This window comes from Ensifer sp. ENS11 (assembly GCF_014851895.1).
In the GTDB taxonomy this organism is placed as follows: Bacteria; Pseudomonadota; Alphaproteobacteria; order Rhizobiales; family Rhizobiaceae; genus Ensifer; species Ensifer canadensis.
The window spans coordinates 72,467-98,344 of the sequence record NZ_JACVAN010000007.1 but is presented as its reverse complement, the minus strand read 5'-3'; the positions used below and the strand labels follow the sequence as shown (position 1 = coordinate 98,344).

The 25,878-nt window shown below is 60.5% G+C and carries 20 protein-coding genes; 2 read left to right on the top strand and 18 right to left on the bottom strand.

What is annotated here, in order from left to right; genetic code table 11:
* Window positions 1-18: 18 nt before the first annotated feature.
* The 8 genes from nadE to IB264_RS15720 form a co-directional block, all read right to left on the bottom strand.
* On the bottom strand, window positions 19-1,026 hold the full coding sequence (gene nadE, locus IB264_RS15755) for an NAD(+) synthase (protein WP_057211307.1): 1,008 nt from the start codon (window positions 1,024-1,026) through the stop codon (window positions 19-21).
* The gene (locus IB264_RS15750) at window positions 1,023-2,570 is read right to left on the bottom strand and encodes a class I adenylate-forming enzyme family protein (RefSeq protein WP_025428543.1); all 1,548 of its coding nucleotides are present in this window, start codon (window positions 2,568-2,570) and stop codon (window positions 1,023-1,025) included. Before IB264_RS15750 ends, nadE begins: the two co-directional genes overlap by 4 nt.
* A 25-nt stretch (window positions 2,571-2,595) precedes the next feature.
* Window positions 2,596-2,862 (bottom strand): acyl carrier protein, encoded by a 267-nt coding sequence (locus IB264_RS15745; protein ID WP_025428542.1) that lies wholly within the window; start codon window positions 2,860-2,862, stop codon window positions 2,596-2,598.
* Window positions 2,863-2,889: 27 nt separating this feature from the next.
* A complete protein-coding gene (asnB, locus tag IB264_RS15740) occupies window positions 2,890-4,827 on the bottom strand; it encodes an asparagine synthase (glutamine-hydrolyzing) (RefSeq protein ID WP_025428541.1) in 1,938 nt (645 codons plus the stop codon).
* A 143-nt stretch (window positions 4,828-4,970) separates the two neighbouring features.
* Window positions 4,971-5,174, bottom strand: coding sequence for a hypothetical protein (locus IB264_RS15735; protein ID WP_025428540.1), 204 nt, complete (start codon window positions 5,172-5,174; stop codon window positions 4,971-4,973).
* 209 nt (window positions 5,175-5,383) lie between these two features.
* The gene (locus tag IB264_RS15730) at window positions 5,384-6,154 is read right to left on the bottom strand and encodes an FkbM family methyltransferase (RefSeq protein WP_057211309.1); all 771 of its coding nucleotides are present in this window, start codon (window positions 6,152-6,154) and stop codon (window positions 5,384-5,386) included.
* A gap of 99 nt (window positions 6,155-6,253) precedes the next feature.
* Window positions 6,254-6,718: a cyclic nucleotide-binding domain-containing protein gene (locus tag IB264_RS15725; RefSeq protein ID WP_025428538.1), complete on the bottom strand. Its 465-nt coding sequence runs from the start codon at window positions 6,716-6,718 to the stop codon at window positions 6,254-6,256.
* Between the two features lie 91 nt (window positions 6,719-6,809).
* Complete coding sequence (locus IB264_RS15720) at window positions 6,810-9,512, bottom strand: ABC transporter ATP-binding protein (RefSeq protein ID WP_057211311.1); 2,703 nt, start codon at window positions 9,510-9,512, stop codon at window positions 6,810-6,812.
* 317 nt (window positions 9,513-9,829) lie between these two features.
* On the opposite strand from IB264_RS15720, the gene IB264_RS15715 reads away from it, so the two are divergent.
* Window positions 9,830-10,504, top strand: coding sequence for a hypothetical protein (locus tag IB264_RS15715; RefSeq protein WP_025428536.1), 675 nt, complete (start codon window positions 9,830-9,832; stop codon window positions 10,502-10,504).
* Here IB264_RS15715 and IB264_RS15710 read toward each other — a convergent pair.
* From IB264_RS15710 to IB264_RS15670, 9 genes are all read right to left on the bottom strand, one after another.
* Window positions 10,482-11,645, bottom strand: coding sequence for a glycosyltransferase family protein (locus IB264_RS15710; protein ID WP_128090385.1), 1,164 nt, complete (start codon window positions 11,643-11,645; stop codon window positions 10,482-10,484). The two genes, IB264_RS15715 and IB264_RS15710, sit on opposite strands and share 23 nt — an antisense overlap.
* A complete protein-coding gene (locus tag IB264_RS15705; RefSeq protein ID WP_025428534.1) occupies window positions 11,645-12,889 on the bottom strand; it encodes a glycosyltransferase family 4 protein in 1,245 nt (414 codons plus the stop codon). The genes IB264_RS15710 and IB264_RS15705 overlap by 1 nt, the downstream gene beginning before the upstream one ends.
* Before the next feature lie 4 nt (window positions 12,890-12,893).
* Window positions 12,894-14,111, bottom strand: coding sequence for a glycosyltransferase family protein (locus IB264_RS15700; protein ID WP_025428533.1), 1,218 nt, complete (start codon window positions 14,109-14,111; stop codon window positions 12,894-12,896).
* Window positions 14,112-14,186: 75 nt separating this feature from the next.
* Window positions 14,187-15,362, bottom strand: a complete 1,176-nt coding sequence (locus IB264_RS15695; protein ID WP_025428532.1) for an ABC transporter permease — start codon at window positions 15,360-15,362, stop codon at window positions 14,187-14,189.
* Complete coding sequence (locus IB264_RS15690) at window positions 15,359-16,357, bottom strand: ABC transporter permease (protein ID WP_025428531.1); 999 nt, start codon at window positions 16,355-16,357, stop codon at window positions 15,359-15,361. The genes IB264_RS15695 and IB264_RS15690 overlap by 4 nt, the downstream gene beginning before the upstream one ends.
* A gap of 1 nt (window position 16,358) precedes the next feature.
* Complete coding sequence (locus IB264_RS15685) at window positions 16,359-18,260, bottom strand: ABC transporter substrate-binding protein (protein ID WP_057218195.1); 1,902 nt, start codon at window positions 18,258-18,260, stop codon at window positions 16,359-16,361.
* Window positions 18,257-20,149 carry an ABC transporter ATP-binding protein gene (locus tag IB264_RS15680; protein ID WP_025428529.1) on the bottom strand — a complete coding sequence of 631 codons (1,893 nt, stop codon included), beginning with the start codon at window positions 20,147-20,149 and terminating at the stop codon, window positions 18,257-18,259. The genes IB264_RS15685 and IB264_RS15680 overlap by 4 nt, the downstream gene beginning before the upstream one ends.
* Window positions 20,150-20,271: 122 nt before the next feature.
* Window positions 20,272-21,222 carry a polysaccharide lyase gene (locus tag IB264_RS15675; RefSeq protein ID WP_082571921.1) on the bottom strand — a complete coding sequence of 317 codons (951 nt, stop codon included), beginning with the start codon at window positions 21,220-21,222 and terminating at the stop codon, window positions 20,272-20,274.
* 8 nt (window positions 21,223-21,230) lie between these two features.
* Window positions 21,231-22,580, bottom strand: a complete 1,350-nt coding sequence (locus IB264_RS15670) for an adenylate/guanylate cyclase domain-containing protein (RefSeq protein WP_057226726.1) — start codon at window positions 22,578-22,580, stop codon at window positions 21,231-21,233.
* 389 nt (window positions 22,581-22,969) lie between these two features.
* Between IB264_RS15670 and IB264_RS15665 the strand changes: the two genes are divergently transcribed.
* The gene (locus tag IB264_RS15665) at window positions 22,970-24,307 is read left to right on the top strand and encodes a nucleotide sugar dehydrogenase (protein ID WP_025428526.1); all 1,338 of its coding nucleotides are present in this window, start codon (window positions 22,970-22,972) and stop codon (window positions 24,305-24,307) included.
* Here IB264_RS15665 and IB264_RS15660 read toward each other — a convergent pair.
* Window positions 24,297-25,457 (bottom strand): DUF3095 domain-containing protein, encoded by a 1,161-nt coding sequence (locus IB264_RS15660; protein WP_192433745.1) that lies wholly within the window; start codon window positions 25,455-25,457, stop codon window positions 24,297-24,299. The genes IB264_RS15665 and IB264_RS15660 overlap by 11 nt on opposite strands.
* Window positions 25,458-25,878: the final 421 nt, after the last annotated feature.

Here is a 25,878-nt window from a genome sequence, read left to right as displayed (position 1 = left end):
CATCGCACCCTATGCCAATCAGTCAGCAATCTCCTCAACGGTCTGGACGAGTCGCGGCCCGAGATGAAGGTAGCGCGTCGCCTTGCGTTTGGCGGCAATATCCGCCCAGACGCGATCGACCTGCGTTGCCGTCAAGCCCGCAGCCTGCGCAACCGCCTCGATCGCCAGTCCGTTGTTGAGGCCATAAAGGCATAGATCCATGCGGTCGTAGGGCAGCGAGAAATAGAACTCTTCCTGCGTCTGCTCCAACGAATAGGTATCCGTCGTCGGCGGGCGGCGGCGGATTTCCTCGGGAATGCCGAGAGAGGCCGCCAACGCGTAGACCTGCGATTTGTAGAGATGCGCTATCGGCTTGACGTCGGCGGCGCCATCGCCGTTCTTCACGAAGAAGCCTTGGTCGTATTCCAGCCGGTTCGGCGTGCCGAGGACGGCGAAATTCAGCCGGTCGGCATGGTAATATTCGATCTGCTTGCGCGTGCGCTGCTTCATGTTGGTGGCGGCAACGATACCGAGATAGACAGGCGGCGGCATGCGCAGCTTGGTCTGTTTGCCCTGTGGATCCTGGACCACCAGCGACGAGATGTTGTAGCCCTCACCTTCGAGCGCGTTGGCGATCACGATCTTCGATGCCCAGCCTTCGCCGTAGGCAGGAACAAGTTGGCGGATGAAGGCGTCGCGACGCTCGTAGCAGCCCATTGCCTGCAAGATCGGCCCGATATCCTCAACCACGGCATCGACGCCAAAGGTTTCGGCGACCAGACGGCCGAGCCTCAGGCTTTCCGGGTCGCTGTCGTTCTCGGGCATGAACAGACAAAAGACGTTCTTCGCACCCACAGCTCGCACAGCCAGGGCGACAGACACGCTGGAATCGATGCCGCCGGAAAGACCTAGCACGAGGCCGCGCTTCTTCATTCCACGCAGCTGCTCACGCAGCCCTGCCACGATGCGGTCGGTTTCAGCCGCATGGTCGATATCAAGCGTTTCGGCCGAAAACGCAGCCGTGTCCTGGGTCGGGCGAATGTTCATTCTGCAGGCTCCATCGTCTCGGCCGCAAGTCGGCGGCTAACCTTACCCGTGTCCGTCTTCGGCAACTCGATGCGAAATTCGACAACCTTCGGGACCATGAAGTCCTCCAGATGGCGCGAGCAATGACGGATGATGTCCTTGTCGCTGAGCGTCTGGTCCGAGCGCACGACAAGTGCCGCGATCGCGTGGCCGAGAACCGGGTCGGGCACACCAAGCACGACGGCTTCCGCAATGCCTGGATGGGAATGCAGGACCGTCTCGACTTCCTTCGGCGCAACTTTCTCGCCGCGGGTCTTGATGATATCGTCCTTGCGCCCGACGAAATAGAGGAAGCCCTCCGCATCGGCCTGAAACAGATCGCCGGTGTAGAGCACCTTCTCCCAAGGGTGCGGTCCCGGCCGAAGCATGCGTTCGGTCGAGGCATCGTTGCGCCAATAGCCCTGCATGACGTGCGGGCCACGGATGACGAGTTCGCCGGGCACGCCCGGCGGAACGCGCTTACCCTCATCGTCGACCACAAAGGCCTCGGTGTTGGGGATGGCGATGCCGACGGAGCCCGGCCGACGATCAAGTTCTTCGGGCGGCAGATAAGTGCAGCGCTTGCATTCCGTCAGCCCGTACATCGAGTAGAGCCGCGCGCCGGGAAAGAGTTCTCTTAGCCGGGCAATATGTGCCGGCGGCAGCGCCGCGGCAGTGTTGGAAAGATAGCGAAGGCTGGGTAGAAAACCCGGCTCCAGATCGCGCATCTGCAAGATCATCGCCGCCATCGTCGGCACGAGCGGAAATCCGGTGACACCCTCCTCGCGAATGCGCTCGAAGATCGCATGCGGAAACGCGAAGGACTTTTCGAGAACCAGCGTCGCTCCGAGCCGGACCGCCATCAGCAGCTGATAGAGGCCGTAGTCGAAGGCGAGCGGCAGGACGTTGAGGATGATGTCGTCGTGCTGGTTGCGCAGATAGGTGGTGATCGATCCGGACGCCGCATCGATATTGCGATGTGTCATCATCACGCCCTTCGGGCGCCCAGTGGAGCCGGAGGTATAGATCAGCATCGCCAGGTCAACATCGATCCCGCCGTGGACAACCGGCTGCGGCTCGCCTTCCAGGCATGTGTCGAATGCGGTGGCACCCGCAGGCACCTGGCCGTTGGGCGCCGCCGTGGAAGCAACGAACAGCATCGCATCGCCGGCAAGCGCACGGGCATCGCCCACGACCGGCATCAGTTTTGCCTGTGTGAGGATGGCGGCTGCCTCGCAATCGCCGATGATGTAGGCCAGCTTGTCTGCCTTGGTCGACGAATTGATCGGACTGAAGGTCGCGCCTGCCTTCAGCACGGCAAAGATCGAAACAGCGGCTTCCCAGCAATTGTCCATGAACACCAGCACGCGGTCATTGCGCTTGACACCGTTCCTGGAAAGCGAGGCCGCCAGTTGGCTCGAAAGCCGATCGAACTCGTCATACCGCAGCCGCTTGCGGTCGGTGATCAATGCTGTTTTCGCCGCATGCGCCGCGGCGTTGTCGATAAGGAATTGCTCGAACCGCATCTGCGTGGACCTCACCCGTTGTCGCTTACGCCGCTACCGTCGCGCCAGATTTGGCTTCGATGAAAGCCGAGATGCGCGCGAGCGAATCCAGGTTCGCCGGTACGATATCGGCGTCCGCCATGGCGATGCCGTAGTGATCCTCGATGAATGCGACCAGCTCCAGCACGCCGGTGGAGTCAATGATATCGTTCTCGATCAGCGATGCCGTGTCGGCAAGGTCGTAGGACGTGTCGCCGAACAAGAAGTTCTCGATGACAAAGGCCCTGACCTTGTCCTTGATCGTCTCCGTCATGTCTTTTCCTTTCCTTTCCTCAGTCGTTCAGGCCGCCTGGGCGGCGTGGATGCTCGTGCCAGTGAATGTCTTCAGCCATAGCTGTGTCGACAGGATTCCGACGAACGCTGCATTGTCGCGGAAGCCGGATACCGGTTGGGATTGGCACTTTTCGTAGAGTTTCGTGACCGCCTTCGGGTTGAAGAGACCACCCGCGGCAATTCTGTCTTGGCTCATTGCCTCGCGGACGTAATCGAGTTCACCGACGCCGGTGAACGAAAGGCTATCGGGTGCTCGATAGGGTTGCTTGGTGCGCTTGCCGATCGCTTCCGGCATCAGGTCCTTGGTTGCCTCGCGCAGGATGTGCTTTTCCACCAGCCCCTTGAGCTTCATCTCCGGCGGCAGACCGGACGCAAACTCGACCAGCCGATGATCGAGGAACGGGAAACGCCCTTCGATGCCATGCGCCATCGCCATGCGGTCGCCCTGGCTCGAAAGGATATAGCCGGGCAAAAGGAACCGACCCTCGAGATACTGAGCCTGATGCAAGGGATGCCAGCGGCCGAAATCCTGAGGCAGACGGCTCGCCAGCTCCTCTGCCGCGTCGTAGCCGGCAAGGCTGGCGCGCAGATCGGGCGAGAAGAAGATCTTCGTCGCCGCCGTGCTCTTGAAGCGGGGGCGATGGGAAAAGAGCGGATCGTCTAGCGCAACGTCTCCCGCCCCGAAGAACGCGGCGAGATATTCAGCCGACTGCTGCTGTAGGCCAGGGAGATAGGGATAAAGCTTGCGGAACAGATGCGGGCGGATGTGCGAGCCAGGCTGACGCCCGCAGAACCGACGCACGCGCGCTTCCTTGAAGATATCATAGCCGGCAAAGACCTCGTCGGCCCCCTCGCCGGTCAGTACGACCTTGAGCCCCTGTTCGCGCACCAGGCCCGAAAGCTGATAGAGCGGCGCCGGCGCCGTCCTGATGATCGGCCTTTCAGCAAAACGTACCACATCCGGGAACACCCTGGCGATATCGCCGGCACGGCAGGCAACGGTGCTGTGCTGCGTGCCGAGGGCCGCGGCCATCTGCATCTGGTAGGCGCTTTCGTCGTGCTCGACGCTGTCGAACGTGACGGAGAACGTGCGCAATCCTTGCGGCGCCATACCCGCCGCCAGCGCCGCGACGATGGAGGAATCAAGACCGCCCGACAGATAGGAGCCGACCGGCACATCGGCCCGCATGCGGATCCGCGTCGCGTCGCTCAACAGCGCCCGCAATTCGTCGGCGGCTTCGTCTTCATTGACGAAGCGTGAAGTGGCCTCGCGATCCGGATAGTCGAGACGCCAATAGGGCCTGATCGTCTGACGCCCCCGCTCGGCGATCATGAAATTTGCGGGTTCCAGCTCGTGGATATCACGAAAGCCTGTCCGCGGCGCGATCGGCGCCCAAAGCGTGAAGATCTGGTCGAGCGCGATCGGGTCGATCTCGGCTACGATGCCGGGCACCTGAAGCAGCGCCTTGATCTCGGATGCGAAGTAGAGTGTGCCGCCTCTGGTCGTATAGAAAAGTGGACGCACGCCCATGCGATCGCGAGCGAGCATCATTCGGTGGCGGCGGGCGTCCCAGATTGCAAAGGCAAAGTCGCCATTGAGGACGGACAGGCAGTCCTCGCCCATCTCATCGTAGAGATGGAGGATAACTTCGGTGTCGCTCGAAGTCCGGAAATGCCGGCCCTTGGCGCGCAGTTCCTCGCGTAGTTCGACATAATTGAAGATCTCGCCGTTGAAGGCGATTGTTAGCTCGCCCGTCGCATCTGACATTGGCTGCTGGCCGTCACCAAGCCCGACGATCGAGAGCCTGACATGACCGAGGCCGGCTTCCGGCGCCACGAATGTGCCATGCTCGTCCGGTCCGCGATGCGCGATCGCGGTCACCATCCTCTTGAGAAGGGTTTCTGCTTCCCGGACCGAACCGAAATAGCCGCCAAAACCGCACATGTTCAGAACTTTCACACGGGTCAATCACAACCGAAACATAATCCGCATGAAGAGTTCATGGGTTAACCGCCGGCGTTTTCTGGTTGTATGGTAAATTCTCCAGGAAGACAAAAATACGTCATCAAAACATCACAGAAATACCTTTACCCCTGCGGAATTTTTCTTTTCGTTACAATTTTAAACATTAGATAGAAAATGAGCACCGGCCAGAAAATACAGATCACAATGCCGGCGACACGATAGACATTCCAGGGCGCGTGCGCCTGCAGACCTTCCAGATAGGTCATCGCCAACAGGAAAAGCGCAGCGATACAATAGGTTGCGCCAACAAAATACATCCAGGACATCTGACCGCTCTCATGGCACAGCAGAAAAACCGAGGAATGAAAATAGAAACTAGCCGCTTATACCAGCAGAAGTAACATTCTTAAACCAAGAATTAACCTTGTTGCAGACGTGGTTAATTCGTGGACTCAGCGCCTTTCAGCTAAGTCCTGCTTCCACAAGGCATGTATTGGCTGCGGCCGTGGCTCAGAACGTCAGCGACTGTTTCTCTTCAGCGCGCATCGTTACGGGTCGCTGACCTTGCAACAAAGAGTAGATCGAACCCGCGGAATTCACGCCGGAAGGTGGATTTCTTGAGGGCAGTCCATATCGCTGATGGATTGTCGAGGCGGAAGCCGCGAAAGCTGCGCACGAGCCCGAGGGTGGCAACGACGGTGCGCAATGCCCTGACGATTGCCGGCCCGCTCAGTGACGCAAACAGGATCTGCGGATGAACGGCGAGCAAAACGCCCGTCGTCCGCGTGCGGTCGATATCCCGGAACTGGGCCAGGGAACGGTATTCGTAGCCTTCGATATCGATCTTGAAGCATAGCTTCTCGGTTCGCGCCAGCGACTGCAGTTCGGCAATCGTGATCGTTTTCGCCTTGATCGCCTGCCCCGTGTCGTCGGCGATCAGCGCTGAGGTCTCCGAGCTACCAAATCCGCCGACCGAGTTCAGCACCAGGACGTCATCCTCGGAAAGTGCAGCATTGATCAGCGCGACCTCCCCTTCGTTCTGCGGTTCCATTTCCTTGAGGATGCCGAAGCAGACGGGGTCGGGTTCGACCGTAATGACGTTGTCGGCTATCTGAGCTGCCCAATAGGGCGTCACGCCGATCCAGCCGCCGATATCGACAAAGGTCGTGTTGCCGTCGACCAGCCGCTCGATGTTTTGAAATGTGCACGGCTCCCACTCGCCGCTTTGAAGCCGCGCAAAGAAGCGCTTCTTCTCAGGCTTGTCAGGGAAATGGACGGTCTTGCAGAAGTAGGTGATCGCACGCATGGCGCTTCTCTAGCCCATATCCCGGTCAAGCGGAATCGTTTTTGCGAAGGTCTTCCATGCGGCCAGGACATGCCAACGACGGGCGCCGCCGGTTCGATTTCACGCTTCCATGCGCTCGTTTCGGCTGCGCGCTTCCGTAAGTTCGGCCGTCGTCTGGCTGAGGCGGTCAGCGAGCACGCGCATGATTTCCACCGCCATTTCGGGGAAGTCGGCCAGCAGCTTCAGGAAGTCGTCCTTGCGGATGCGCAGGGCTTCCAGCGGTGTCGTGGTGCGCACGGTCGCCGTGCGCGGGGTGTTACAGAGAATGGCGATTTCGCCGACGATCGAATTCTGTTCCACTTCCGCAAGCTTCAGCGGCCCGCTTGCAGTCGTCACCAGCACGTCGGCCTTGCCTGAGAGAATGACATAGGCGGCATCGCCAATATCGCCCTGATAGAAAAGGGCCTCCCCGGCGCTGTACATGACCCGGTCAGAGGTGAAGGCAAGGAGTTTCAATTTTGCAGGCGGCAATCCTGAAAACAGGGTTATCCGGCGCAGCATTTCGACTTCATCCTTGAGCAACATCACAATCCGTTTCTCCGAGTATCCAGCCGGGGCGACCTGCCTCCCGCGTTGCCGCGGGACCTTATGCTGGTGCCCTGACATTAATATTACATCAAGATGCCATTTCCTTATAGTCGGGTCCTTCGTTAGCCCCCACTTCCGTTTCGTTGTCGCGAACCAGTCGGCCATTTTCGAATACGGCGACACGATCGAACAGTTCCATCACCGCCGGATTTGCGACCACCCAGACGATTGCCGGATTGCGCCCGCCCTGCCGCAAGAGCGCAAAGACGTTTCGGACCACCTGCTCCTGGACCCGTTGGTCGAGCGCCAGCAGCGGTTGGTTGAAGATATAGAAGTCGCAGATGCGGATGAGCGCGCGGGCCAGGTCAAGCTTCTGGCGCTGGCCTGCGGTCAAGCGTTTGCCGCCGGCGCCGACATTGAATTCGAAGCCGAAGGCCAGCACCTCGTTATAGAGGCCAACGGCTTCGAAAAGATCGCGCACGATCGCCCGGATTTTCTCCGATCCATCGGCGTGCTTGTGACCGATGCGCCCGAAGAGCACGTTGTCGATGATGCTGCCGGACGCGATGTAGCGGTTCGGACGATAGTGCTCGATCATGCCGGCGAGGTCCGTCGGCAGGCCCTCGTCGAACTCGCGCCGGGCAGCTACGATCTTGGACATCAGTTCGTCGGTCAGGAGACCAAAGCGGTGTCGAGGCTCGATGTAGCCGAAGCACAGCCGAATGATCTTGACTTGGTCATCCTCGGCAACGTCCGCGCGTGGTCGCCCACGGACCTTTTGCAGCAACGCCTCATAAACAGGAATTTCTTCGGCCGTCATGAATGTCAACTGCTGGAAGAACGGGTGATCCGGCGGCAGGTCGCGGAACAGTTCGACGACGTTCTCGGCGATTTCCAGCCCCATTTCGTAGAAGACGTCACGCAAGCCGACGCGCTGAAGCACGGTCTTGAAGAACGGGTGTCCCTCGAGCGCACCGTCCCACATCACCTGATCGGTAATCGTGCCGAAGAGCAAGTTTTCGCCGATGGTCGCTTCGATGTTGTACGAGCCGGGCTCGAAGAACACCACGAGATCGCTGAGCTTTTCCTGTTCAAGGCGCTCCCGAAGCGCGCTGCGCATCTCGACGATACCAGAGGCAAAGGCCGCATTGCGGTTCGGGTCGATGGTGGAGCGCACGGCAAGCGCCAGAACGTCATTGGTCAGGAGGACAGCATCAAGGACAGGCCTGATCTTGATCAGAAGATCGTCTGGTCCGGTCGCCCCGGCTGCCTGATAATCGACCCAATCGCTGTTGACGTCGAAGGATGGATTGCCTGCAAGCTTGGCTTCGACCAGCTCCCACTTGCGATGGGCCGCCCTTTCGCCTTCATACCGGACCTCGGTCATTGGCGCGTGCTTCAAGCCGTAGAGCAGGTTGTCGCCAAGGCTGCCCTGAAACACATACACGTCTGAGGAGGCATAGGAAATCCGCCGGCCAGTGACCGACTCCGGCATCTCCAGTATATCCTGACCGCCGATGACAACACGACCGCCAGCCGGCCAGATCAGTCGAGCGAAGGCCTCTGCCAGAACTTCCCCGCCGGCCTTGAGTGCGACCGCCTCGCCGGGCTGCACCTGCAGCGAGACGTGGTCGAGGAGTGTCACACCACCATCATCGGTCACCGTCAGGTTGACGGCCGCGAGCGAGCCGTTCAGCGGCGCCGGACTTGCCGCTGCGAGGGCGTGGACCTTGGGATCGAGCAGCGGTTCGATGCTGAACTGCTCGACCACCTGGGCGTACTTCACCTGCACGTCCTGGCGCGCCTGGTCCCAATCGATGAGCTCTTTCAGCGGCCCGGGCAGGTCCTTGTAGGCGCCGATGACGGCGACAAGCTGGCCGATATCGAGGCGGCCCTGAAGCGCGAAATAGCCGCCGATCGAATAGAACATGAACGGCGTCACCTGGGCGAGAAAATTGTTGATGAACTTGACCAGGAATTTCCACTGATAGAGGTCGTAGCGGATCTTGAAGATGCGCGCGAGCCGCGACGCGATGTCGGCGCGCTCGAGATTGGAGGTGTCGTGGCCGCGGATCGTGCCGATGCCGTCAACGATTTCGCTCACCCGGCCAGACAATTCGCGCGCAGTCAGCTGGCGCTCGCGGCCAAGGACGAGCAACCGCTTGCGCATGCGCGGGATGATCACCGCCTGAACGGCGACGATAACAGAGGCGATCAGCCCGAGCCAGAAGCTCTGTAGCAGGATGAAGATCAGCGCCGTCAGCGCCTGACCGCCAAGCAGTGCGGGCGACACGAAGGCATCGCCGGTAAAGCCGCCGAGCGGCTCCACCTCGTCCTTGATCATCGTTGAGATCTCGGCCGGTTTCACCCGTTTGAAATGCGTCGGTGGAAACCTCAGAACGCGATCGACAAGCTCGAAGCGAATCCGCCGCAGGAGACGCTCGCCGAGCCGCCCCTTGAAGGTGTTGATATAGAATTTGAAGAGGCCGTTGACGACAACCAGCAGCAGGAACACGAGGCTCAGGGCCAGCAACATGCCTTCGCGACCGAGTTGGAAGCCGTCAAAAAGATTGATCGTCCCGAGATAGGGCAAGTCAAAGGAGATCGCCAGGAACGCCTGCGTCGCTTCCGGGCTGTCAAAACCGTCGCCCTGAATTGGTCCGTTGACGATCTGCTTGGGCAGATCGAAGGACAGGAAGTAGGGGACCATCGAGAACGCCACGACCAACAGGATCCAGAGCTGGTCCTTGCGCGTATGAGTCCAAATGTAGCGGGAGAGGCGTGGTTCCATGTTTCTGGCAACGAGACCTTATTGAACACTGCGTTGTTTGCGGCGCGGGCAGCCACCGATACCCGGCCACGATATGCTTGCTTGTGGTCCTTTCCGACTGAACTGCCACGGGCGGCCGGTCGCGAAGGCGTTTCGGCAAAAATCTGATCCGGTTTCGAATCCGGTTTATTAGATTATGCAGGAGCGCGAGAAAACCGCAATGGACGCCTGAACGCACCTTCAAGATCGGCGCTCATGCCTCCCTGCGGCGGATCAAGGCGTGGGGAACGAAAAATGCCCATATTGCACTCGATTGTCTGCCAGCTTACAACGAGTGCATGAAACACACCAGCCATCCCCCTACTCCTGCGAGCGACTGGTACGAAAACGCTTTCGACCTGACGCGCGGTATCGCCGCCTATACCGGAAGCCCGCTGATCGATGGCATCGCCAAGGTGATTGCCAGACACCCTGACGCCGATATAGCCAATGCCTTCAATCATAGGCAGGTTGCCTGCAAGCTCTGGGCTCGCGACACGCTGCTGCAAGCGGCGGGCAAGTCTTATAAGCGGATCGTCGTTCTCGGCGGGTGGTACGGCATCCTTTCGGCGATGTTGCTTGAGGATTGTCGCTTCGAAATCGCAATGGCTGAGAGCTACGACATTGACGCCTCCGTCGAGGCTGTCGCCCGCACCCTCAACGCGACCTTTGCCGATCGTTTCCGGGCCATCACGGCCGACATGTATGCGATCGACTACGCAAGCCTCGACGCCGACCTGATCGTCAACACGAGTTGCGAGCACATCGCCGATCTGCGGAGCTGGCTTGCGCTGATCCCATCAGGCACACGTGTTCTCCTGCAGTCGAACGATTACTTCAGCGAACCGACGCACATCAACTGCGTCGAGTCCGTCGATGCTTTCGCCGACCAGGCGAAACTCGCGACGCTCGATTTCGTCGGTGCGTTGCCGACGAAGAAATATACAAGGTTCATGCTGATCGGGACGGTTTGACCGCCACTTGCGAAAGCCGCTCACGCAGGATCGCCGCCGTGTGGGCGGCGCCTTCGAGGTCGAGCGGCGGCATCGTGGGCTTGGCCCGTGCGAGCTGCGTTTCAACGTCGCGCGCCAATCGGGCCGGCGTTACCTCGCTCTCCGGCAGGACACCGGCAAGCCCGAGCTTTTCCAGTCGAACCGCACGCGTTGATTGCTCCGTTTCCCCGCCCGCCGTGAACGGGATCAGCAGCGACGCACAACCGGCGCGAATGATGTCACACACCGTATTGTAGCCGGCCTGCGAGACGGAAAGCCGCGCACCCGAAAGCAGACTGGCAAAATCCTGCCGGAAACGGAACAGCTTCACATTGCCAGGCGCGGCGGCCTCGAATGCGTCATAGTCGACCTGCGGAAGGTTTGGCCCGGTAATCATGCACCATTGCAGCCCCGGCGGCAGGAGCTTCGCAGATTCCAGACCGGCGCCAATCAGCTCCTTGCCGACTGCGCCGCCACCGGCCGAGACCAGCACATCGAAACGCTCCAACGGCGGCGCCGGCGGATCGCCCGCGACCAGACCGGTATAGGCAACCTTGTCGGCGATCTCCTGCGCGTAAGGGAAGGTCTCTTCAAGCCGAGCGAAGGCGGGATCCCCATGCACGAGTACAAGGTCAAAATGCTCCTGTACCAGATCCAGCATCTCCTCGGCACGGCCGGGCTTCGTCCGCTCCTGCAGGATATCGCGAAGGGATGTCGCCACCAGTGGGCGCGGGCTCGATGCCTCGATGAGGTCGAGCAGCGGCATCAGTTCAAACCGCATCTGGCGGCGACCGAACGGAAACGCCTCGAAGATCACGACATCCGGGTCGCAGGTGCGAAAAGCGTCAAGCAACATCTTCCGTCGGCGGTCCTTGAAGTCATCATCGACCGGATTTCCGGTTTCGTCCGCCAGGCCGGAGAACCCCTTGTCGCCGGCAACAACCGGCGGCAGGGCTACGTGTTTGAGGTCGGCGCTTGGAAAGCCGGGAACGGCCGTGCCTCCGGTGACAACCGTGACGTCGAAACCATCGGCGGCAAGTGCGCTGGCAATGCGGCTTGCCCGCGCGAGGTGGCCGATCCCCAGCAGATGCTGGACATAAAAGAAGACCCGCCGCTGCCGCATCACGCCGCTTTCCATTCGTTTGCAAACAGGGTCGTCAGTTGTTCGATGCTGGAGTGGTGGTCAAAGTGCGCCCTCACCCGTTTCTCGGCGGCAGCGCCCAGCCGGCGGCGACCCTCTGGGTCGCGGATCAGCTGTTCCAAGGCGAGAGACAGTGCCTTCGCGTCCTCGGAGAGCACGATACGACCGTTTTCTCCGTCGACCAGGAGTTCCGGCACGCCCGAGATTGCCGTAGACACACAGGCGAGCCGCTGGCTCGACGCTTCGACCAACACGTTCGGCAGTCCGTCACGGTCGCCATCTGCCGTCACCCGGCAGGCGAGCGCAAAGATATCGCTGGTGCGATAGTGGGCGAGCACGTCGGTCTGATCGAGCGCACCCTTCCAGGCAATTCTGTCCGAGATACCGAGCTCGCTACCCAGGACCTTGAGCTTTGCTGTCAATTCGCCGGCGCCGATATGCTCGAAGCGCCAGTGAAGATCCTCAGGCAAGAGGGCTAGAGCTTGAAGGAGAACATCGTAGCCCTTCTTGCCCACCGCCCTGCCGACACTGACGATGCGCACCGGGTCTGCCTCATCGGAACCGTCGCGGCTCGAATGTTCGCCGTCGAAACGCGGGAAACGCTCGAGATCGAGGCCGTGATAGCTCAGATGCACTCTGGCCTTTTGCGAGGTCAGGCTCTGCAGATGCTCGTAGCCGGTCCGGGTGCAGGTCACCGTCCAGCGCGCGCGGCCGAGCTTTTCGGAAAGCTCCCAGTCGGGCGATGTCCAGATATCCTTCGCATGCGCCGAGCACGTCCAGGGCGTACCGGCGATGACGCTGGCATAAGCTGTGACGGAAGCCGGCGTGTGGATGAAGTGGGCATGCAGCCAGCGCGGATCGCCCGGCCATTCCGATGCCAGAACCAGCGCCTGCCCGAAACGGCGGAAGCGATTGCGCGTCAGGTCCCGGCCCAGATCTTTCACAAACAGCCCAAGCGCCTTCCAGAATCCGGGCTTCGGCAGCGAACGCACCAGACCCTTGAGGACACGCAATGGCTCCTCGTGCAGGTACTCCGGCAGATAGTGCACGTCGGCGCGGATCTCGTCATGCACGGGATGGCGCTTGCCGTCGGTCGGGCGCCTCAGCGCGATCAGGACCAGCTCATGCCCCGCTTTCTCAAGTCCGAGCAATTCCTGCGCAATGAAGGTTTCCGAAAGGCGCGGATATCCCTTCAGAATGACGGCAATCTTGCGGTCCGTTGGCAATGCTTCAGCTCGATTTCTTGACAATACTCAGGTGCTCACTCGACTGCTCGTCGAGCCACCCGCCTACGATTTCGGAGATATGCACCAGACCCTCGAGCCGCAGGCCGTTGGCACAACTTTTCGACGGCGGCGCGCGTTGCGGCAAAGCCTTCAACGCGGCGGCGAAACGCAAGGGATCCACCGCCTCGTCGGGCAGCAGCATGTCGATGAGACCCCACTCGGCGGCACGACGTGCACGGATCAGTTGCTCCTCGCGCGGCTGAATCCGCGGGACGATCAGCGCCGGTTTATCGAAAGACAGGATCTCGCAATAGGTGTTGTAACCGCCCATCGCCACCACGCCCTTGGCGCCGGCAATCAGCTCTTCCATGCGATTATCGAACTCGATGATCTTGATGAAAGGGATCTTGCTTCCTTTTTTGATCAGCTTTTCGCGCTTCTTGACCGGCATATAGGGGCCAAGGACCACAAGCGCCTTATGCGTCAACTCCGGATCCTGCTGGTAGGCGTGAATAAAATCGTGGATCAGGTCGGCACCATCGCCGCCACCGCCGGTGGTGACGAGAATATAGTCGCCTTCCGGCTTGTGACCGGGCAATTCCTCGCGCGGTACGCTCCTCTGCAGGAAGCCGACGAAGTTCATGCGCTCGCGCACGGCGGGCGGCACCTCGAGTTCCGTCAGCGGGTCGTAGAAGTCGGGCGGCCCATAAACCCAGATCGTATCGTAATACTGCTCGATCTTGCGCATGGTGTCGCGGCGTTTCCATTCCGCTTCGAGCAGATGCGGCGCATCCATCACCTCGCGCAGGCCGAGAACGAGCGTCGTGCCATGGGCCTTGAGATAGGTGAGCGTCTCCTCGACCTCGCCTCGCAACCCCATCGGCTCCTTGTCGACGATAAAGATGTCTGGCTTGAAGGTTTCCGCCGTGTGACGGATGATCGACTGGCGCATCTTCAACGTCTCGTCCAACTCGATATGGCGATCGAGAGACGTGTAGTCGCCGTTGTGCAGCTTGATGACGCTCGGAATCTTCACGAAATCGACGCGCGCGCGATAATCGAAGGCGCCGGCAATCGTCGCACCCGATATGATCAGGATATTCAAACCCCGATAATCTTCCACCAGCGAATGCGCAATCGTGCGGCATCGGCGCAGGTGGCCGAGCCCGAAAGTGTCATGGCTGTACATGAGTATCCGGGCATCTTCTAAGCGCCGCGTCATGCCAGAAACCTTTCGCTCAGGAAAAAACGAATCAAAACTCGCGACGCCGGCTTGCGGCCGGCGTCGAAACGAACCTCATTTGTAGGGATCGGCGGCATCGCGCAACCCGTCTCCCAAGAAGTTGAACGCCAAAATCACAAAAATGACCGGGATCGTTGGGAATAGCAGCCAGGGGTAGAAGGCGATGACGCTCACGCTTTTCGCCTCCGTCAGCAGGATGCCCCAGCTGGTGATCGGGGGGCGCAGCCCCAATCCGAGGAAGCTCAGCGCCGTTTCGCCGAGGATCATCCCTGGAATGGAAATGGTCGCAGTGGCGATGAGATGGGACATGAAGCCCGGAACCAGGTGTCGACCGATGATGCGGCCGCTCTTTGCGCCCATCAATTGCGCGGCAAGAACGTAGTCCTCCTCGCGCAGCGCAAGCAGTTTCGAACGCACCGCTCGGGCAAGCCCGGTCCAGTCGAGAAGCCCGAGGATGATCGTGATACCCAGATAAATCAGGATCGGGCTCCAGGTCGCAGGCATGATTGCGGCCAGCGACAGCCAGAGCGGAATGCTCGGGATCGATTGCAGCACTTCGATGATGCGCTGGACGATGAGATCGAAGACACCGCCGTGGTAGCCGGCGAGACCGCCGATGACGATGCCGAGCACGAAGCTCACCGTAATGCCGAGAAGGCCGATCGTCAGCGAAATGCGCGCACCATAGATGATGCGCGACAGGACATCGCGGCCGAGCCGGTCGGTGCCGAGCAGGAAGAGCTGACCGTCCTTTGCCGGGCATGCCAGGTGCACATTGCTTTCGAACAGGCCCCAGAAGCGGTAGCTGTCACCGCGGCAGAAGAAGCGGATCGGCTCGACGTCCTGCAGGTTGTCGGTGTAGTTGCGCTTCAGCGTCTCCATATCGAGTTCCATCGTCCGCCCGTAGACGAACGGGCCAACGAACTTCCCCTCGTGGAACAGGTGCACAGACTGCGGCGGCGCATAGATGTAATCCACATTGCGCGTGTGCAGATTGTAGGGTGCGAGGAACTCGCAGATCGCGATCATCAGGTAGAGCGCGACCAGGAAAATGCCTGATATCAGCGCCAGCTTGTGCCGGCGGAACTTCCACCACATTAGCCGCAGCTGCGAAGCCTGGTTAACCCGCACCTGTTCTTCCGTCATCGCTTCGACGGAATAGGGATCGAATGGTGCTGTCGATACGTAGTGCGGCAGCGGTTCGCCGGGCGCCGGAAGGAATGACGTCACTTGGTGCTCCTGCCTTGCAGCCGTATCCGAGGATCAAGAATGGCGAGCGCGAGATCGGAAATCAGCACGCCGATGACGGTCAGAAATGCGAGGAACATCAGGAACGAGCCGGCCAAGTACATGTCCTGGCTCTGCAACGCCTTGATCAACATCGGGCCGGTCGTTTCGAGAGACAGCACGATCGCGGTGATTTCCGCGCCGGAAATGATCGCCGGCAGGATGGAACCGATATCCGAGATGAAGAAGTTCAGCGCCATCCTGAGCGGATACTTGACCAGCGTACGCATTGGCGAAAGCCCCTTTGCGCGGGCGGTCACGACATACTGCTTCTGCAATTCGTCAAGCAGGTTGGCGCGCAGACGCCGGATCATGCCGGCGGTCCCCGCCGCACCAACGATGATGACCGGTATCCAGATATGTTCGAGGATCGATTTCGCCTTCGCCCAACTCATGGGCTCTGCCAGATATTTCTGGTCCATGAGATGGCCGATCGAGATGCCGAACCAGATATTGGCAAAGTACATCAGGATCAGCGCCAGCATGAAGTTCGGAATGGCGATGCCAATCAGCCCCACCAGCGACAGCCCATAATCGCCCCAGCTATACTGGTGAGTCGCGGAGTAGATGCCGATCGGGAAGGCGATCAGCCAGGTAAAGATGATGGTGACGAACGAGACGAGGATCGTCAGCCACATCCTGTCGCCGACGACGGCGCTGACCGGCAGTTCGTACTCGAAGGAGTAGCCGAAATCGCCCTGCAGCATGCCGCCGAGCCAATGAACATATCTCAGCAGCGGCGGCTGATCGAAGCCGTATTCCTTCCGGAGAGCCTCGATCTGCTCCATGTTGACGCCTTCGCCCTGCGCCCTGATCTCGGCGACGTAACTCTCGAAGTAGTCGCCGGGCGGCAGCTCAATGATGGTGAAGACGAGCGCTGAAATGATGAGCAAGGTCGGGACCATCGCCGCGATGCGCCAGAGGATGTATCGCAGCATGTCAGCCTTCCTGCTCGATCCAGAACGTATCGGGTTTGTAGACGCCGAAATAGCTCGTCGGATCGAATCCGTAGAGCCCTGCTTCCGGGACATTCTTGATCTTGTTGGCAACGAGAATTGGCTGCAGGGAGGCATTCACGATGCCGATCGAGAAGACCTGGTCGGTGTAGATCGACAGCATCCTCTCCCAGACCTCGGTGCGCTCGGCATCCTCGGCCGAGTGCCGCCAACGCTGCAGAAGCTCGGTTAGCTCAACGACGGCCGGAAGATCGGGCGCCTGCCCCATCTCACCATGCGAGAGATAGTTGAGCCCCCAAACCGGCCATTGCAGCTGATCGTCCGCAGTCGGCGCCAATTGGCCTGGGTTCATGTCCGCAGTCGGCACACCATTGTCGAGTCCGAACCACATGGACATGACGATCTCACCGCCGACGGCACGGCTGCGGAAGGTGTCGCGTTGCGACGTGCGGATGAAGAGCGAAATGCCGATCTTCTGCCAGTAGTCGGTGATCAACTGCAGGACATCGGTCTCCAGGGTGCTTTCGCCTGCGGTCTCAACGACGATCTGAGCGGCACGGCCGTCAGGGAGAATACGAATGCCATCGCTGCCGCGGTTCGTCAGGCCAGCCTCATCCAGCAACGCATTGGCCTGCACCGGGTCGTAGGCGATCCAGGCGGAGGCGAACTCCGGCCGGAACAGCGGGCTGTCCGGCAGGACAGTGTCGGCGCTCTCCTTGGTCAGTCCGTAGAAGACGGCCTTGTTGATTTCAGAACGATCGATCGCCAGCGACAGCGCCCGGCGGACGCGCACATCCTGCAGCAACGACCGCCAGACCGCATCGGAGCAATTGAGATTGGGAAGCAGCGCGACCCGTGAGCCTTGCGTCTTCTTCCAGAGGAGAACCTTTACCGGATAGCGCTTTTCCGCATCTTTCAGGAAGGTGTAGTCGATAAAGTCGATATTTGTCGCCTGCAGGTCGCTCTCGCCGGTGCCGGCCTTCGCCGGGATCAGCGCCGGAGAACTGACGTTGAGCACGAACTTGTCGATGTAGGGGAGCTGCAACCCGTTCTCATCGACCCGATGATAGAAGGCGTTACGCTCGAAGACAAACTGCTCGGCCGGCAAGGATGTTGTGTTGCGCCACGGGTCAAGCGTCGGCAGATCGGGATTTTCCGGGCGGTAGGAACGGGCCATGCGCATATGCAGCTGGTTCCACTTCTTGACCCTTTGCTCCTTCAGAAGCGCCTTGAGTTTGTCCTCATCCTGATATTTATCGTGGAACTGCTTGAGGTACGTCGCCGGCATCACCAGCACCAAGGGCTGTGGTGCGGCGAGCTTTTGCAGAAAATCGGGATTGGGCGTGGACCAGGTGTAGCGCACGGTCCGCTCGTCGAGCACCTCGAACTTTGCCGCCTCGCCGTCGATCACCAGCGCCATCGGCAGGCCCGCCGGGCTCAGTTTCTCGTTGAGCAGAACATCTTCCCAGCAGTAGCGGAAATCGTCCGTCGTAAGCGGGCTTCCGTCCGACCACTTGTGTCCCTCGCGCAGATGGAACGTGAAGATCCGGTCCTCGACCGTCTCGAAGCTTTCGAGCACGTCCGGCTGCAGTTCGAGTTCTTCGTCGTAGCCGACCAGGCGTGAGTAGCCGTAAACGGTCATCAACCGTATGTCTTTCGCGCTGCCAATCAGGCTCTGCACGGTGCCGCCGTGTTTGCCTGGCTGGCGTCCCATGGCCGCAACGTTGATGACGCGCGGGGTCTTCGGCAACCGTTCATTGACGGGTGGCAGCTTTCCCTCGGCGACAAGCGCCTCGAAAAATTTCGGCTCGCTTGCCGCTGCAAGAAGGTACTTGGGAAACGCCACTGTTGCGAGCAGGGCGAGCGCAGTTCGGCGAGTGATCATGGCCGTAACTCCCTTGCATCCACTGACTTGCGCGCGAGAACATAGTGGTCGCCACCGAGGTCAGCAGGAAAAAGCGCACCTTCCTCGCCGTCGTCGCTGAACTGCGGTCCCCAGCGCCGCATGTCCGACCCCTCAATGGCCTTGAGCAGATCGAAGTCCAGCGGACGATCGAGATCCGGATAGGGGACGGCAGCGAGCAGCGACTTCGTATAGGGGTGCACCGGTTTGCGCATCAGAACTTCGCGCGGCGCGAGTTCGACGATGCGCCCCGCACACATCACCGCGATCCGGTCGGCCATATAGTCGACCACCGCGAGATTGTGCGAGATGAACAGGCATGTAAGCCCAAGTTCCTTCTGCAGATCCTTGAGCAGATTGAGGATTTGGGCCTGGACGGAAACGTCGAGCGCCGATACCGGCTCGTCACAGATCAGCAGTTGCGGCACCAGAGCGAGCGCCCGCGCGATACCGATGCGCTGGCGCTGGCCGCCGGAAAAACTATGCGGATAGCGGTTGACGAACCGCTGGTCGAGCCCGACGGCCTGCAGCAGCGAGCGCACCGTCTCGACACGCGACTTCGCCGTTCCGCGCCCGTGGATTTCGAGCGGCTCGCTCAGGATATTCCTGACAGTCATGCGTGGCGAGAGCGACGACACCGGATCCTGAAAAACCATCTGGATCTTCGAGCGCAGCGTCTTCAGCTCATCACCTTCCGCCTTGAGCACGTCGATCGGACCTTCGCCGTCATCGAAGCTGACGCTGCCGCCATCAGGCGTGATGGCCCGCATCAAAATCTTGCTGACCGTCGTCTTGCCGCAGCCGCTCTCGCCGACCAGACCCAGACACTCGCCACGACGGATATCGAAGCTGACATCGTCCACCGCGCGATGGCGAGACGGGTCCTTCTTGCCGAACCACGAGGTCTTGCGCGTTCCATAGGTCTTGGAAAGGTTGCGTACGGACAGGAGAACGTCGGGGCCAACCGCCCTAGTGGAGGCCTTGGCACCCAGCAGTGTCCCAGCCTTGACCGGCACCTCCCGCAATGCCTTCAACCGCTCGCCCGGCTTCATGTCGAAATGCGGGACCGCGGCCATCAGGCCCTTGAGATAGGGATGCTGCGGATTGCGGAAGATCGCATCGACCGGACCTGCTTCGACAATCTGGCCGTGATAGATCACCACGACTTCGTCAGCCATATTGGCAACCACGCCGAGGTCGTGGGTGATCAACAGCATCGCCATGTTGAGCTTGACCTGCAGCTCGCGCAGCAACTGCAGGATTTGCGCCTGCACCGTCACATCGAGCGCAGTCGTCGGCTCGTCGGCGATCAGCAGCGCCGGTCGGCAGATCAGCGCCATGGCGATCATGGCACGCTGGCGCATGCCGCCGGAGAGCTCGAAAGGATACATATCATAGGCACGCTTCGGGTTCGAAAACCCGACATAACCAAGAAGCTCTTCCGTTCTGGCGCGCCTTTCAGCTTTTTCCGCATCCGTATGAATTTTCAAGACTTCGGAGATCTGGTTGCCGATCGTGTGAAGCGGCGACAGCGACGTCATCGGTTCTTGGAAGATCTTGCTGATGCGGGTGCCGCGCAAGGCACGTATTTCTTCACCTTCGCGCTCCAGCGAAAGCAGGTCGATCGGCTTGCCCTTGGCCGCCGGATCGTTGAACAGGACATGTCCACCGACCCGCGCGACATTCGGCAGGATACCCATGACGGCCTGACTGATGGCCGATTTCCCGGAACCGGACTCACCGACGAGGGCGGTCACCTTTCCTGGCAAAATTCTGAAATTCGCTTCCTTGACGGCTTCAACTTCACCGCCGAGCACCGAGAATGTGATCCGCAGACCTTCAACTCGAAGCAGGTCCGCCCCTGATGTCATCACAACACACTTCCCTCATTGCCCTTGTATCCGCCGCCTCTAAAAAAGACTATCGCAGCTTCAGGGGGCTGTCCAGCTTAGCCCCTTGCAACCACAGCATAGTTTACGGTCGCGTCGCAATCTCAGGGAAGAGGGCAAGTTTCTTGGGGCAGCACGTCGGCGCAGCGCGGCGATCGACGGAAATCGTCATAATAGAGCGTCCAGTCGGTCGCATCGGCCGCGCGATAGGGGCCGAACTTGAAATACTGATTATGGCCGAGCCCCTTGTCAGCATGCCCGACGTGGCCCTTGACCGTGATGATCGGCTTACCATTGGCAAAGAGCTCGATATGGCCGGTGCCGTCGGCGCCCGGCTTCGTATAAATCGCGAAATCGATCCAGCCCGACTTCGGATCGGGCAATGGATTGCCGTGGTTCGTCACCGTGATCGCATCTGTGCAGCCATTGAACAGATTGCCGTCATCCGCCTTCCACGCCGGATCAGCCGCCACGAGCATGCGCATCTGGTTGACGCCCGGGCGTCCCCATACCGGCACTTCACCCGGCTTGCAGGCGGCGGCGACCCCGTCCGGCCCGGTGGAAACCGGCGCGATATAATTGGTCTCGATAGTTGCGAACAACTTTCCGAAGTTCATGCGCAACGCCAGGAACGGGCTGAAATCGCCTTCAGCACCCGGGTCGATCTCGCGTTTCCATTGCGCCACGAGATAACGATGATCGCCTGAGGGGATCGGGTCGGCAAACTTCATGGAGAACCCGTACCAAATACCCTGGTCGTAGGGCACCCGCAGCGCCGTCTTCTCCCAGATTTCCGCTCTCTCACTGCAGCCGTCGAGCGAATCCGGACAGATCGGCACGACGCTCAGCTTCAGTCCGCCATTGCCGTTGCGCTTGACGATGCTCTGAAACTCGGCCGTCCCCGCGCTCTGCTCGAAATTCTCCCGGTAGTAGAGCCCGCCGTCCGGCGAGAAATCCTTTCCCTCGAACCCGTCGAAAAGCTTGGTTTCCCACGGCTGCGCTGCTGCAACGCCAGTGATGAAGAAGCTCGCGACGATGAGGGCTGCCCGGAACATTGAGGTCCTTACTGAAGCATCTTGTCGATAAGGCCACGCGGCGGTTGCAGCGGGCGTGTGTTGCGATGGAGCAGCATGACATGCTCTGCTTCCGAAAGTCCATCCTGCAAAACATCATCGAGGCGCTCATCCGGCTTTGGCAGAAGCGCTGCCTCATTCGGGTAGAGAATGGTGAATTTCTGGCGCACGCCGCGCAGCTTTTCCTGTCCGAGCGCGGTCCAGTCGCCGCCGCAATAATTGGCGAATGCCTCGCTGGCGACAACGCTGTGGGCGTATTTCTTCGTCAGGTTCTGCAGCCGCTGCACCTCATTGACCGCCGAGCCGAAGGCCGAGAACGTCAACCGGTCGCGAAGGCCGACATTGCCGAACATTACATTGCCGACATGAAGCCCGACGCCATAGCCGATCGGGTCACGCCCTTGCTTGCGCCGCTCGGAATTGAGCAATTCCATGCGCGCGGTTGCGGCGCGCACCGCGCCGAACGCCTCGCGCGCGGCAAATTCGGAAGGTTCCTTGTGCCGGCCGCAGGGATAGACTGCCAGGAAACCATCACCGACAAAGCTGAGGATATGGCCGCCGTTGCGGTTGAACGGCGCAGCAATCGCATCGAAGTAACCGTTCAGCGTTTCGATATAGGATTGGCGGCCCTCCTTTTCGGCAAGCATGGTCGAGCGGCGCATATCCGCCATGACAAGGATCGCACGCACCGTCTCGCCGTCGCCGCGCCGGACCTGCCCGCTCATCACGCGGCGGCCGGCGCTCGAGCCGAGATAGGTGGTCAGCATGTTGTCGGCGAGCTTGCCGAGAACGGCCATCTTGGCCGCAACAGCGAGATGGTTCTGCAGGCGCAACAGCGCGCCGATGACGTCATCGGTGAAGCCGCCGTGGCGGTCCGTCGTCCAGGAGCCGACCATACCGTGGCCGGAATCGGCGCCGAGCGACTGCATGAAGGCGATGTAGTCGGTCGCCCCCTGTTCCTTCAGCTCGTCGAAGATCGGGAACTCGGACGGCGTATCCTTGTAGAGGCGCCGACGGACATGATCGAGATTGTTGTTGAGCAGGTAATAGTAGGGGCTGCGCAGGAACCGCTCCGGATTGAGCGCGAGTTCCTCGTGCCGCAGGCCGCTGACCTCGACGCCCTTGCCGCGCGCCCAGGTGAAGCCGAGCGCGTCATAGAGCGGATGCAGCATGGAAAAGGAAAGGTGCACGCGCATTAACGGCAGGCCGGCAGCTGCCAGCCGCTCGCAGAAGCCCTTGACGATCGTCTCCAGCGACTCGTCGCTGAGCGACGTCCGCATGAGCCAGTCCGCGACCTTGTCGATCAGGATTTCAGATACGTTATCGTTTACCGGGCCCATTTCGCGTCCTCACCGTGACAGACAGTCCAGCACCATGCCCAATTGCGATGGGCGAACGGCCCGACGATGTGTCGGCGTTCGCTCGCGGCGGCTGATGATGATACGTGCCCGTTAAGAAAATGCTCCAACCGATTCCGGCGTCGATGACGTGCAGGCACCCGGAATGCGGCACTTATATACTGCAGATATTGATGGCCCTCTGCAATTTCCAGAGGCGCGCGAATTTTTTGTTTCGCGCCGCGGCCACACGAAGATTTGATGGCACGCCAATGCACCGCAGTCAGGGGAAGGCATCCGCGCCACGCTTGACTTGTACCTTGTTTCTATCCAACAAACCACGACATGTCGCCAGGCTGGCGCCTCCCGTTCACAAAAGCTGGAACCGAAAATTGACCTCACCCCATCACGAAAGGCTGCTGGCGTCGATTTCGGCTCGCACGGCCCATGTCGGCGTCATCGGACTTGGTTATGTCGGCCTGCCGCTCGCAGTTGCGGCGGCACGCGCGGGCTTTTCGGTGACCGGATTCGACATCGACCCGGCAAAGATCGTCGCGCTCGACGCGCACAAATCCTATATCGCAGCCGTACCGGACGCCGTGCTGGCCGAGCAGGCGACAGCCGGGCGCTTCAGCTCCACCACCAATTTCGGACAGCTGGGCAGTTGCGATGTCATCGTCATCTGCGTGCCAACGCCCCTGACGAAACACCGCGATCCCGACCTTTCCTTCGTTGAGAATACGGCACGTGCGATTGCAGCAACGCTCAGGGCCAGCCAGCTCGTGGTGCTCGAATCGACCACTTACCCGGGAACGACCGACGGCGTCGTGCGCACGATCCTCGAGGAGACCGGCCTCAGGTCGGGCGTTGATTTCTTTGTCGGCTTTTCACCCGAACGCGAAGACCCCGGCAACCCGGTCTACGAGACGACCAGCATTCCGAAAGTTGTGGCAGGCGACGGGCCGCTCGCCGCAAGCCTGATGGAACGCTTCTATGCCGCGGTGGTCAAAACGGTCGTACCGGTATCGTCCAACGCCACCGCCGAAGCGGTCAAGCTAACCGAGAACATCTTCCGCTCGGTCAACATCGCCCTCGTCAACGAGCTGAAGATTGTCTTCGAGGCGATGGGCATCGACGTCTGGGAAGTGATCGAGGCGGCGAAGACCAAGCCGTTCGGCTACATGCCGTTTTATCCTGGGCCAGGGCTCGGCGGGCATTGCATACCGATCGATCCCTTCTATCTCACCTGGAAGTCGCGCGAATACGAATTGCCCACCCGGTTCATCGAGTTGGCCGGAGAGATCAATTCGGCAATGCCACGCCACGTAGTCAGCCGGCTCGCCGAGGCGCTCGATCGCCATGCGGGCAAGGCGCTCAGCCGTTCGAAGGTCCTTGTCATCGGCCTCGCCTACAAGAAGAACGTGCCCGATATTCGCGAAAGCCCTTCGCTGAAATTGATCGAACTGATCGAGGAACGCGGCGGTCGGTGCGAGTACCACGACCCCTATGTCGCCGAGATCCCATCGACGCGCGAATACAGCGCTCTGAAGGGCAGACGGTCCGTGACGCTCGACGAGCAGTCGATCCGGCAGTTCGATGTCGTGCTGGTGGCAACCGACCACGACCAGGTCGACTACGCCGCCCTTGCTAGCGCCTCACCGCTTATCGTCGATACGCGCAACGTGTTTCACCGCCACGGCCTGACCGGCGCGCACATCGTCAAGGCCTAGCCAAGGCCGCCTTCAGCTTGCTGGCGGCAACCGCATAGCCGCCTGAGGCTCCGTCCACGAAATGCATGTGATCCCGGCTCATCGGGGTGGGCACGATGCAGGTCATCAGTGCAGAGTCCTGTTCGTGCAGGCCGTAGCGGCCGACGCCGGCCGCCTCGGCCCGACGCAGCCGCGCCTCGATCAAGGCGAGGCGCGCGGCGCTGATATCGATCGTCATCTTGAGGCCGTCATCGAATTTGCGGAAATCGGTGTTGTTGGCGAGATCGCGCCGATAACGGGTCGTATCGAACGTGCCGAGGTTCCAACCCATGCGAAAACAGACGAACAGCGCCAGTGTCTGTAGCGTGATCCAAAGGCGCGCCAGAAGCCGCCCTCCCCGCGGCGCCCTCGCCCGCGCCTCGGCTTTGATGCCTTGAGTGGAAAAGCGTGGTTCGGGCCCGAGCTCGGGAACCGGATGCGCGTGTCGCTCTTCCTCGTCGGCAAGAGCAACGATGTCGGCGATCAGCGCCTGAAATTCCGGTCCGCTGCCTTTTTCGCCGGGCACTGTAATGATCGAGGCGATCGAGCCGTGTCGTGACTGGATTGGGTTCCATCGGCACGACAGACCTGTGAGATCGGGCCGCGTGCCCGGCGGTGCTGCCTCCACCTGGTAACGCCCCGCCTTCATGGCCGCTTCCGCCCAGCTTGCACCGCCGCCAGCAAACATCGCGTAGGAAACCTCCTCGCTCGCCTTGAAGCGGGCGACGCGCATGTCGAGGCCATCCGCCCTGATATCTCTGACCGGCACCAGTGCCGCGCGCAACTCGAGCCCGAGTTCTTCAAGGACCCACGTTTTCACCGCGGCAAGCGCCGCTTTCGCGCGCTCCGCCATCGATGATGGCAGGACCGCCAGCGCCCCGTCGCCTCCGAAAACAAACGGCATGGATTTCTCGTCAAGCCCGTTCATCAGCGCGGAGATGACGCTAGCGCCGGCCATGTTCACGGTCTTGTAGCGGCCCTCGGCGATCGCACCGGTTGAATTGACGATATCGGCGAGCGCGAGCATCCAGTCGTCCGGTAAGGCACGGTAATTCGTTTCGTCGGCAACCCCTTCGAACGCGTCGAAGAGCGGCACGCTGTCGTAGAATCGTGTTCCACTCGTCTCTGCCATCGATGCTCCGAGCTTTTACCCACTGGCTATGTCGATAGATGTTCCACGCAAGACCGCAAGAAAAAGTTTCAAATCCCGATACCCGTGTTGAGGGAACCTGCGACGACCCCGGCAACGCAAGAGGCCCGCGAAGCGGGTTTCAGCATCAGCCGTCAAAGACCTTGGCAACTGGACGTAACGCCTTGGCAACAATCCTCGATTGTCCGAGTTTCCTCCTAAAATTTGACGGTTGTCAGGTCTCGGCACCCGTGGCCCTATCCATGTCGCTAGAACAATCGCCGATCATCAGCCTTGGATTGAAAACGGCGTATTGGAGCAGGGGGGGGGCCATCATGCATCTTGTAACGCAAGGCCGCCCAGACGGCATACCCCTCTCTTTGCTGCGCTTTCGGCGCCAACGAACGGAGGACTGTCCTTGCCG